This is a genomic window from Mycobacterium sp. E3247 (assembly GCF_001667785.1).
GTDB lineage: Bacteria > Actinomycetota > Actinomycetes > Mycobacteriales > Mycobacteriaceae > Mycobacterium.
On record NZ_LZJG01000289.1, the window covers coordinates 1 to 9,436 of the forward strand.

Consider the following 9,436-nt stretch of genomic DNA (forward strand, 5'->3'; position numbering starts at 1 on the left):
TTGTCCATCGTGTTCACGCGGCCCTCACAGGTACTTCAGGGCGATGTCTTGCAGATGGGTGCGCATCGTCTGGCCGGACGGCCCGCCGCCCGATCCCGTTGCGCCACCCGACCAGTAGACGAAACGGATCTTCAGGCGAGGGGGACGGGGTGAGCGCGGCGCCCGGTCCCGGTCACACCACCTACGACGGCGTCGCGGCGCTGGGATCGCTGTTGGGGCGGTCGGAGAAAGCCGGAAGTTGCACCGGTTCTCCATCGCGGGCGGGGCGTGACACGACCTCGGGCTCGTAGCGATGCGAAAACAGGTCGGACGATGTCATGGAGTGGGGCTCCTCGATTTGGTTTGGCTTCGGCCCAAACGGAAGTGGTGGAGCGAAGAGCGGCCGATTCGTAGATGCGCCCCTCCGCGTAGGAAATCGCTGGGGAAGGCGAACGCGACCGCTCACACCAATGTACACCCGCAACGCACTGTGGGCTGGCGGGAAAGCTCCCACCAGCCCACATGGAGTAGAACTCGCGCTAGACGGCAGTCACTCCGACTGCCTGCGGGCCCTTGGCCCCCTGCTCGACGCTGAACTCGACTCGTTGGTTCTCTTCGAGCGAACGGTAGCCGCCCCCCTGAATTTCCGAGTAGTGGACGAACACGTCTGCTGCGCCGCCGTCCGGAGCGATAAAACCGAAGCCTTTTTCGCTGTTAAACCATTTCACAGTTCCCTGTGTCATACCTTCAACTTCTCTCATTTTGAATGGATGCCGACGGGCATCCTCGGCAACCGTAGCACATGCTGCATCTGCGAACGCTAATCGGCTGCACCAGAATGTTTTTCATGCAGTCAAGTGCTGATGGGCGATCAAAAGGGCCTGGGTCTCGAATAATCTTGATAAACAGCGTGATTCGATGATTCGGGCCTGCGCACACCAAAATTTTCCGCGCTGCAACCGCCGAGGCCGGGGCGGCGTCACATGGGTCAGGCACCCCTGCGGGCACCCGTTGACGGTCTGCGGGCGCTGACCCGATCGCCCCTGTGCCCCGAGGCTTGTGACAACGCCGTGGCAGTCGCAAACTTGTTGATATGCGCGACCGCGAGACCATCGACGCAGAATTGCGGCGCATCGCCATGCGGCGCCGCGCCATGCGCGAGCAGGGCGGTCGGCTGTCGTCTTGGGAGGTTGACGAGCTGCTCGACGAGCTCCTGGCCCACAACACGGGGGCGTCTTCGACCGACTCGACGGGGGTGCCCGCGGCCGGAACCCTCGCCGGCAACCCGTCGCGCGGCGACACTGCGAGGAGCAGGGCGCGGCGGCGTAAGCGCCCGCTGTTCCGCCGGGCTCTTTTCGCGGCCATGCCGCTATCGCTGGTCGCCGTCGCTGCCGCGGTGGTGCTGGTGGTGTTCACCGTTCAGCACCAGGATTCATCGGCGCAGCCGACCGAAACCCCGGCGTCGGCCGCGCCGCCCCCCAACCGGATGGCGCCGAAAGCGCCCGCACCGCACGTTGACATTGCCGACGCGGCGTTCATCACCGCGCTGAAGCGTCAGGGCGTACCGGTTCCCAGCCAGGAGTACGTGACGGCCCAAGGGCACGCGGTCTGCGACTTCCTGGCGCGCCAACCCAACCTCGCGGACGCGGTCCAGTTCGTCCAGCGATCATCGGTGTGGGACGCCGATCAAAGCGCGCAAGTGACGGCGGGGGCCATCGTCTCGTATTGCCCCCAGTCTCGCCCCACCGTCGCGGACCAGCTGCAGCCCGCCTATCAGAACACCCTCTCCGATCTGCAGGCCATCCAACGGCAACTGGACGGAATCCAGGGCGACCTGAAGGGCATCCAGGGAAGTCTGGACGGCATCCCGGGCTGGCCCTAACCGGTTTCCTACCCGCTACGGCCGGTACTACCCGGAACCGGTCGGCCCTTTTCTAGCAATGCTGTTGGGACTACGATCTCCCTGCACGGAGATATGGGATGCTCAGCATGGCTAACCGTTTGGCATTCATGGTCCCAGCCGTATTCGCGCTGGTGTTCATCACGACATGTCTGTCGCCGGGAGTAAGTAGAGCCGCTGAATGTGGCCAAGGCACCGTTTACGACGCACCATCTGATAGCTGTGTGGTTCTCGCGCAGGCTCCGCAACCACTGGCCCCGCCGCCACCGCCGCCAGCAGCCCCGCCTCCGCCGCCGCCCCCGTACAACGGCCCCAGGCCACATGTCTGGGTCAGCGTCTGCGCGCCTATTCCGTTCGTCAGTGTCTGCGCCGGAATCTGACGGCGCGCGACCGACGCCAAACCTGAGCGACTACCGCCGGTCGAGTTGTGCGGCTAAGCGATTGGAGCCCCCTGTCAGGATTGAACTGACGACCGCTCGCTTACAAGGCGAGTGCTCTACCACTGAGCTAAGGAGGCCGGGTCAAGCGGGGTCAAGCCTAATCGGTCACTCGCCGGTGTCGATCATGCGCGTTGAGCGCACCGCCCGCGACGACGGACGGCGCCGGCCCGGCAGGGGGATGCGGTCGGCGATGTTGCTCAGCGGGTTGACCACCATGGTCAGCGCGACGACGGCGTCCTGCAGCGTGGCGATCGCCGGCTCCAGCGCCTCCATCCCGGGCGTCAGCCGCGCCAGGGTGTCGGCGACGTCGGCGAGCTGATCCAGCGGCCCGTTTCTCGCTGTCAGCTTGTCGACCAGGCCACCGTCGGCCAGGAGCCGATCGGCCAGCCCATCCTCGGCCAGCAGCCGCTCGATCAAGCCGTCCTCCGAGACCAGCTGATCGGCCAGCCCGCCGGGCTGCAGCGTGCGGTGCAGTCCGCCGCCCTCGGCGGTCAGGCGGTCCAGCAGACCGCCATCCGAGGTGAGCATGTCGACCACGCCGCCCGGGCGCAGCAGTCGGTCGATCGGTCCGTCCGGCGCGACCGCCCGCCCGAGTGGCGCGTCGTCGTCGAGCAACCGGGCGAGCCGGTTGGCGCGAACGATCGCGTCGTCGATTCCGAGCATGGACGTCATGGCCGTCGTTCCGGCGGCACCGCCGTCACCCAGCGCTCGTTTCGCCACCCCCACCGCCGCGCTGGCGACGGTCAGGCTGGCGTCCGCGGCCGCAAGCCCCACGCGCGCCGGGGCGGTCGCGGCCGAGACGATGCGTGCGGCGAGGTTCATCCCACGAGTTTATTCGCGACGCGAGGGCGTCAAGCTGCGCAGGTCCACGCCACGGTCGCGATTCCTGGCAGACTACTATCAGAGTGTTGGCACTGAGCTCTCAGCAACCACACAATCTTCACATAGCTAACGTACAACCAAGGGGTAGAAGAACCTGATGACCGCGGCAACCCCAAGCGAAACCAAACCGGAGGCTCGCGTCCTAGTGGTCGACGACGAGGCCAACATCGTCGAGCTGCTCTCGGTGAGCCTGAAGTTCCAGGGGTTCGAGGTCTATACCGCGACCAACGGAGCCCAGGCGCTGGACCGGGCGCGGGAAGCCCGGCCCGACGCGGTGATCCTGGACGTGATGATGCCCGGCATGGACGGGTTCGGGGTGCTGCGGCGCCTGCGCGCCGACGGTATCGACGCCCCGGCGTTGTTCCTGACGGCCCGGGATTCCTTGCAGGACAAGATCGCCGGCCTGACCCTGGGCGGCGACGACTACGTGACCAAGCCGTTCAGCCTCGAAGAGGTGGTTGCCCGGTTGCGCGTCATCCTTCGTCGCGCGGGCAAGGGGGGAGCGGAGCCCCGCAGCGCCCGCCTCACCTTCGCCGACATCGAACTCGACGAGGAGACCCACGAGGTGTGGAAGGCCGGTGAACCGGTCTCGTTGTCGCCCACCGAGTTCACGCTGCTGCGTTACTTTGTGATCAATGCGGGCACGGTGCTCAGCAAGCCCAAGATCCTCGACCATGTGTGGCGTTACGACTTCGGAGGTGACGTCAATGTCGTCGAGTCCTACGTGTCGTACCTGCGGCGCAAGATCGACACCGGGGAGAAGCGGCTGCTGCATACCTTGCGCGGGGTGGGCTATGTGTTGCGGGAACCGCGTTGAGCCCGCGGTCGGTCACCGCCGGTAGCGAAGCGTCACCCTCGACGGCCAAGCAGTATCGACGTGGATTGCCGCTTCGGGTGGGGCTGGTCGCCGCCACCCTGGTGCTGGTGGCCTGCGGCCTGGCCGTGTCGGGCATCGCGGTCACGTCGATCCTGCGGCACAGCCTGGTCTCCCGGATCGACCAGACACTGCTCGACGCGTCGCGCGGCTGGGCGCAGGCCCCGCGCAAGCAGTCGCCGCCCCCTTACGAGGGCCCCGATCCGGGCCGCCCGCCGTCCAAGTTCTACGTGCGCGGCATCAGCACCGACGGCACCCCGTTCACCGCCATCAACGACCGCAACTCCGAACCGGCACTGCCGCCCAACAACGACGTGGGCCCCAACCCGACGACGCTGCCGTCGGTCAACGGGTCGGACATCCAGTGGCGCGCGGTGTCGGTGCGCGGCCCGCACGGCCTGACGACCGTCGCGATCGACCTGTCCGACGTCCAACACACGGTCAGCTCCCTGGTGTGGCTGCAGATCGGCATCGGGGTCGCGGTGCTCGTCGTGGTCGGCATCGCCGGGTTCGCGGTGGTTCAGCGCAGCCTGCGGCCGCTGTCGGAGGTCGAAAAGACCGCCGCGGCGATCGCCGCGGGCCAGCTGGATCGCCGTGTCCCGGAACGTGATCCGCGCACCGAGGTGGGCCGGCTGTCGCTCGCCCTCAACGGAATGCTCGCGCAGATCCAGGAAGCCCTCGCGTCCTCGGAGTCCTCGGCGGAGAAGGCGCGCGGTTCGGAGGAGCGGATGCGGCGGTTCATCACCGACGCCAGCCACGAGCTGCGCACCCCGCTGACGACCATTCGGGGCTTCGCGGAGTTGTATCGCCAGGGCGCCGCGCGCGACGTCGCCATGCTGTTGTCGCGCATCGAGAGCGAAGCCAGCCGGATGGGATTGCTGGTCGACGACCTGCTGCTGTTGGCCCGCCTGGATGTGCAACGACCGCTCGAACACAACCGGGTCGACCTGCTCGCGCTGGCCAGCGACGCCGTGCACGACGCGCAGGCGATGGATCCGAAACGCAACATCGCCATGGAGGTGCTGGACGGCCCGGGCACCCCTGAGGTGCTCGGCGACGAACCGCGGATCCGGCAGGTGCTGAGCAACCTCATCGCCAACGCCCTGCAGCACACCCCGACCAACGCCGACGTCACCGTGCGGGTCGGCACCGCCGGCGACGACGCGGTGCTCGAAGTGGCCGACAGGGGCCCCGGCATGACCGAGCAGGACGCGTCGCGGGTGTTCGAGCGGTTCTATCGCACCGACTCGTCGCGGGCGCGCGCCAGCGGCGGTACGGGGTTGGGGCTATCGATCGTCGACTCGCTGGTCCGCGCGCATGGCGGCGCCGTCACGGTGACCACCTCGCCCGGCGAGGGCTGCCGTTTCCGCGTCACGCTGCCGCGCGTCAGCGAGGTGCCGGCGCAGGAACCGGTTCACGCCAACTGAGCCAGGGCCGCCTTGATCTTGGCTTGCGCCTCGTCCAGCGATTCCGGTGACGGGTTGCGGTCGACGTTGGCGAAGCCGAAGTCGCTGAGGCGGCGGGTGGGGAACACATGCACGTGCAGATGGGGCACCTCCAGGCCGGCGATGATCACCCCCGCACGCTCGGTCTTGAAGGCCTTGCAGACCGCCTTGCCGATGAGCTGACTCACCGCCATGATCCGGGCGAACGTCGCGCCATCGACGTCCTGCCACTGGTCGATTTCGGCCCGCGGCACGACGAGCGTGTGCCCCTGGGTCATGGGCTCGATCGTCAAGAACGCGAAGACGTCGTCGTCCTCGTAGACGAAGCGGCCGGGAAGTTCACGGTTGATGATCTTGGTGAAGATCGACGCCATGGCCCCAGCATAGGGGCGGGGGCCGGACGAGCCCGCGTCAGTCCTCCTGGCCGAACTCCATGACGTCGAGGTTCCAATAGCCCCGCATGTTGGTGATCAGTCCCGCATCGTTGACCTTGTAGGTGAACACGCCACGTACCTTGCTGGTCATGCCACCCTCAAACTTGCTCTGCAGCACCAGAATATGAGCGATTTCGTCGGGCGAGCTCGACGGGAAAGTCTCCTCGCAAGTGATGGTCAGCTGGTTCTTGGCGATGTTGTTGTCGAAAAACTCGCCGACGGCTGCCTTGCCGCGCACACCGGTGCCGTCGGGGTTGGTGACGGACTTGCCGATCGGGTCCTCGATGACCACATCGTCGGTCATCAGCGCCAGCCAGCCGTCCCGATCTTTGGCCTGTGCGCAGCGCCATGATGACTGCGACGCGGTCAGTGCCGGGGATTGGGCGGTTTGCGTCATGGTTATCTCTCCTGTCACTCGATCGCGCACGCGGCGCGCGCGCCTTCCTCGGTGGCTTTGCGGATCAGCCCCAGCCCGGTGCAGTCGCCGGCGGCGTGCACCTGGGCGCCGGGGAGTGCGGCGACGAGCGCGTCGAACAGGGTGGTGTCGGGCTCGACGGCGCCGGCCAGCACCACGCTGTCGGCAGGCAGCCGCCGGCCGGTGCCACCGGCGGGGGCGAATACCACCGCTTCGGTGGTGATCCGCTCCACGGTGGCCCGGACGTGCACGGTGACGCCCAGCCGGTCGAGTCGGTCCATGTGCTCGGTCTTGCGTTTGTTGCCCACTTCGGGGGCGATGTTCCTGCCGGACTCGAGTATTGACACCAGCCGGCCGCGGCTGGCCAGGAATTCGGCCAGTTCCAGGGCGACCAGATCGCCGCCGACGATGACGACCCGCCGCCCCAGCGGCATCCAGGCGCGGCTGGCCAGCCGGACCGCGGCGGGCCGCACCAGCCGCTGCCGCCAGCCGCCCAGCGCCGCGGCCCCCAGGCGCTGCCAGGCCGGGCCGGATTCGGCTCGCCCGCTGAGTAATTCGCGTAGCCCCGGCCCCGTCCGCACGTGCGGCAGCTCGGAGCCGGGGACTTCCGGCACGGCGACCCGGCCGCCGGTGGCCACCACCACCGCGTCCGGTGCGGATTCGACGATGTCCTGAGCCGAAATATCCTGGCCCAGATGGACTTCCGTGCCACTGCGGTTGATTTCATCACGCAGGTAGCGCAGGAACGGCTGATTCTCTGGGTGCAGGATCGAAGCCCAGCGCAAGGCCCCGCCCAGCGTGGCGCTGCGCTCGAACAAGGTCACGCGGTGGCCCCGTTCGGCGGCCACCCGCGCGGCCTCCAGCCCTGCGGGCCCGCCCCCGATCACCACCACGCGCTTGGCCCGTGCGGCGGGAGCCGGGGACATCTCGCGTTCTTTGCCGGTGCGGGGATTGACGGCGCAGTCCACGGAGAATCGCTGTTCCATTGCGTCGATGCAGTTTTCACAGGAGATGCACCGGCGGATCCGGTGCGCCTGACCGTTGCGCAGCTTGCTCGGCAGGTCGGGATCGGCCAGCAGGGGGCGCCCCATCGCGATGAAGTCGGCCCGCCCGTCGGCCAGGATCCGCTCGGCCCTGACCGGGTCGTGGATGCGACCGACGGCGATCACCGGCACGTCGACCACCTGCTTGACCGCCGCCGCGGCCCCGACGTTGAGCTCGTCGCCGTCGTCGGCGCCGTTGACCATCCCGGTCACCAGCCGATCGATCACCCCGCCGCTGACGTGGAACGCGTCGACGCCCGCGGCCACGAATTCCGGTGCCAGTTGCGCGGTCTCGAAGATGGGCCGTCCACCGGCGACTCGTTCGTAGCCGGAGATCCGCAGCGTGATCGGCAGCGTGTCGCCGATCTCGGAGCGGATCGCGGCGAGCGCGTCGAGCACCACCCGCGCCCGCCCCCGCGCCGAATCACCCCGATAGTCGTCAGTGCGCCGATTGCGTTGCGGGGCAAGGAAGGAGCCCAGCAGCATGTAACCGTGCGCGGCGTGCAGTTCGATGCCGTCGTACCCGGCCTCGACCGCACGCCGCGCCGCGGCCTTGAACAAGTCGAACACTTCGCACAGCTGTTGCTTGCTGATCTCGACCGACGGTCGCCCGGTGAGGTAAGAGGGGATCACCGACGGGCCCAGGGACGGGACACCGAACATCTCGGGCCCCAGGCCGTCGGGCCCCGCGTGCACGATCTGGGGCTGGATCCTGGCGCCGTGCTCGTGCACCACGTCCACCAGCGCCCGGTGCGCGTCGACGGCCGTGTCGGTCGCCAGGTGCAGGCCCCCGGGCGTCTCGGGGTGGTGGTGGTCGATCCCGGTGGCGCCCACCGTGATCAAGCCGACACCGCCCCTGGCGCGCGCGGCGAAGTAGTCGCGGGTGCGTTGCGACGGCAGCCCGTCCGGCGTGCCGTACATCGTCTCCATCGGAGACATGACGACGCGGTTGCGCACCGTCATGGCGCCGATCCGTCCCGGCGCCAGCAGGTGCCCGAACTCGGTCATTCGGACCCAGTCGGTGGGGGCGGCTGTTACCTGTCGGCGTCCGTGTACCGGATGACGCCGCGAATGTTCTTGCCGTCCAGCATGTCCTGGTAGCCCTCGTTGATCTGCTCCAGGCGGTACTGGGTGGTGACCATGTCGTCCAGGTTCAGCTTGCCGGCCTTGTACATCGACAGCAGCTGCGGGATGTCGTACTGCGGGTTGCCGCCGCCGAAGATGGTGCCCTGCAGGTTCTTCTGCATCAGGGTGAGCATCGCCAGGTTCAGGTTGACGTTGGTGTCCAACAGGCTACCGATGGCGGTCAGTACGCAGGTGCCGCCCTTTTGGGTGATGTTGAGGTAGTTGTCGACGTCGGCGCCGTGCAGTTCGCCGACCGTGACCACGACCTTGTGAGCCATCAGCCCGTAGGTGACCTCCATGATGCCCATCAGCGCGGCGTTGATGTCCGGGTAGACGTGGGTGGCACCGAATTTCAGCGCCTGATCCCGCTTCCATTCGACCGGGTCGATCGCGAAGATGTAGCGCGCGCCGGCGTTGACGGCGCCCTGCAGCGCCGCCATGCCGACCCCGCCGACGCCGACGATGGCGACGTCCTGGCCCGGCCGGATGTCGGCGGTGCGGACCGCCGAGCCGTAGCCGGTGGTGACGCCGCAGCCGACCAGGGCGGCCACCTCGAACGGTACCGACGGGTCGATCTTCACCACCGAGCTGCGGTGCACGACCATGTACGGCGAGAAGGTGCCCAGCAGCGTCATGGGAAAGACGTTCTGGCCGCGGGCCTGGATGCGGAAGGTGCCGTCGGAGACCGCGGCGCCGCCGAGCAGCCCGGCCCCGAGATCACACAGGTTGCGCAGGCCGGCCTGACACGTCGGGCATTGCCCGCAGGACGGGATGAACGACAGCACCACGTGGTCGCCCGGGGCGATGTCCTCCACGCCCGGACCGACCTCGGTCACGATGCCGGCACCCTCGTGCCCGCCCAGCACCGGGAAGCCTGCCATCGGGATTCCGCCGGTGAC

8 protein-coding genes, 1 tRNA gene and 2 pseudogenes are annotated in these 9,436 nt (G+C 68.0%); 3 read left to right on the forward strand and 8 right to left on the reverse strand.

Annotated elements, in window-relative coordinates:
- Positions 1-181: 181 nt before the first annotated feature.
- Together A9X04_RS30950 and A9X04_RS15685 are read right to left on the reverse strand one after the other, a co-directional pair.
- Positions 182-319, reverse strand: coding sequence for a hypothetical protein (locus tag A9X04_RS30950; RefSeq protein ID WP_197509181.1), 138 nt, complete (start codon positions 317-319; stop codon positions 182-184).
- 199 nt (positions 320-518) lie between these two features.
- Entirely contained in the window at positions 519-722 is a 204-nt protein-coding gene (locus tag A9X04_RS15685; RefSeq protein ID WP_067922008.1) for a cold-shock protein, read from the reverse strand.
- A gap of 350 nt (positions 723-1,072) precedes the next feature.
- On the opposite strand from A9X04_RS15685, the gene A9X04_RS15690 reads away from it, so the two are divergent.
- Complete coding sequence (locus tag A9X04_RS15690; protein WP_067922010.1) at positions 1,073-1,861, forward strand: DUF732 domain-containing protein; 789 nt, start codon at positions 1,073-1,075, stop codon at positions 1,859-1,861.
- 460 nt (positions 1,862-2,321) lie between these two features.
- Here A9X04_RS15690 and A9X04_RS15695 read toward each other — a convergent pair.
- Positions 2,322-2,396, reverse strand: a tRNA-Thr gene (locus A9X04_RS15695).
- Between the two features lie 28 nt (positions 2,397-2,424).
- On the reverse strand, positions 2,425-3,141 hold the full coding sequence (locus tag A9X04_RS15700; RefSeq protein ID WP_067922013.1) for a hypothetical protein: 717 nt from the start codon (positions 3,139-3,141) through the stop codon (positions 2,425-2,427).
- Positions 3,142-3,298: 157 nt separating this feature from the next.
- Between A9X04_RS15700 and phoP the strand changes: the two genes are divergently transcribed.
- Positions 3,299-4,018: a two-component system response regulator PhoP gene (gene phoP / locus A9X04_RS15705; protein ID WP_067201572.1), complete on the forward strand. Its 720-nt coding sequence runs from the start codon at positions 3,299-3,301 to the stop codon at positions 4,016-4,018.
- Positions 4,015-5,518: pseudogene (locus A9X04_RS15710) on the forward strand (sensor histidine kinase). Before phoP ends, A9X04_RS15710 begins: the two are co-directional and overlap by 4 nt.
- Positions 5,519-5,603: 85 nt before the next feature.
- Here the strand turns inward: A9X04_RS15710 and A9X04_RS15715 are convergent.
- From A9X04_RS15715 to A9X04_RS15730, 4 genes and pseudogenes are all read right to left on the reverse strand, one after another.
- Positions 5,604-5,894: pseudogene (locus A9X04_RS15715) on the reverse strand (HIT family protein); the annotation flags it as partial.
- 37 nt (positions 5,895-5,931) lie between these two features.
- Entirely contained in the window at positions 5,932-6,351 is a 420-nt protein-coding gene (locus A9X04_RS15720) for a ketosteroid isomerase family protein (RefSeq protein WP_067922018.1), read from the reverse strand.
- 14 nt (positions 6,352-6,365) lie between these two features.
- Positions 6,366-8,420, reverse strand: a complete 2,055-nt coding sequence (locus A9X04_RS15725; protein WP_067922020.1) for an FAD-dependent oxidoreductase — start codon at positions 8,418-8,420, stop codon at positions 6,366-6,368.
- Between the two features lie 26 nt (positions 8,421-8,446).
- A partial coding sequence (locus A9X04_RS15730) for an NDMA-dependent alcohol dehydrogenase (protein WP_067922023.1) occupies positions 8,447-9,436 on the reverse strand: 990 nt, incomplete at its 5' end.

What these genes read in the sequence shown, in the direction of transcription:
- A9X04_RS15685 (WP_067922008.1), bottom strand. Translation starts at nt 722, where the DNA reads ATGACACAGGGAACTGTGAAATGGTTTAACAGCGAAAAAGGCTTCGGT.
- A9X04_RS15690 (WP_067922010.1), top strand. Translation starts at nt 1,073, where the DNA reads ATGCGCGACCGCGAGACCATCGACGCAGAATTGCGGCGCATCGCCATG.
- A9X04_RS15720 (WP_067922018.1), bottom strand. Translation starts at nt 6,351, where the DNA reads ATGACGCAAACCGCCCAATCCCCGGCACTGACCGCGTCGCAGTCATCA.
- phoP (WP_067201572.1), top strand. Translation starts at nt 3,299, where the DNA reads ATGACCGCGGCAACCCCAAGCGAAACCAAACCGGAGGCTCGCGTCCTA.
- A9X04_RS15725 (WP_067922020.1), bottom strand. Translation starts at nt 8,420, where the DNA reads ATGACCGAGTTCGGGCACCTGCTGGCGCCGGGACGGATCGGCGCCATG.
- A9X04_RS15700 (WP_067922013.1), bottom strand. Translation starts at nt 3,141, where the DNA reads ATGAACCTCGCCGCACGCATCGTCTCGGCCGCGACCGCCCCGGCGCGC.
- A9X04_RS30950 (WP_197509181.1), bottom strand. Translation starts at nt 319, where the DNA reads ATGACATCGTCCGACCTGTTTTCGCATCGCTACGAGCCCGAGGTCGTG.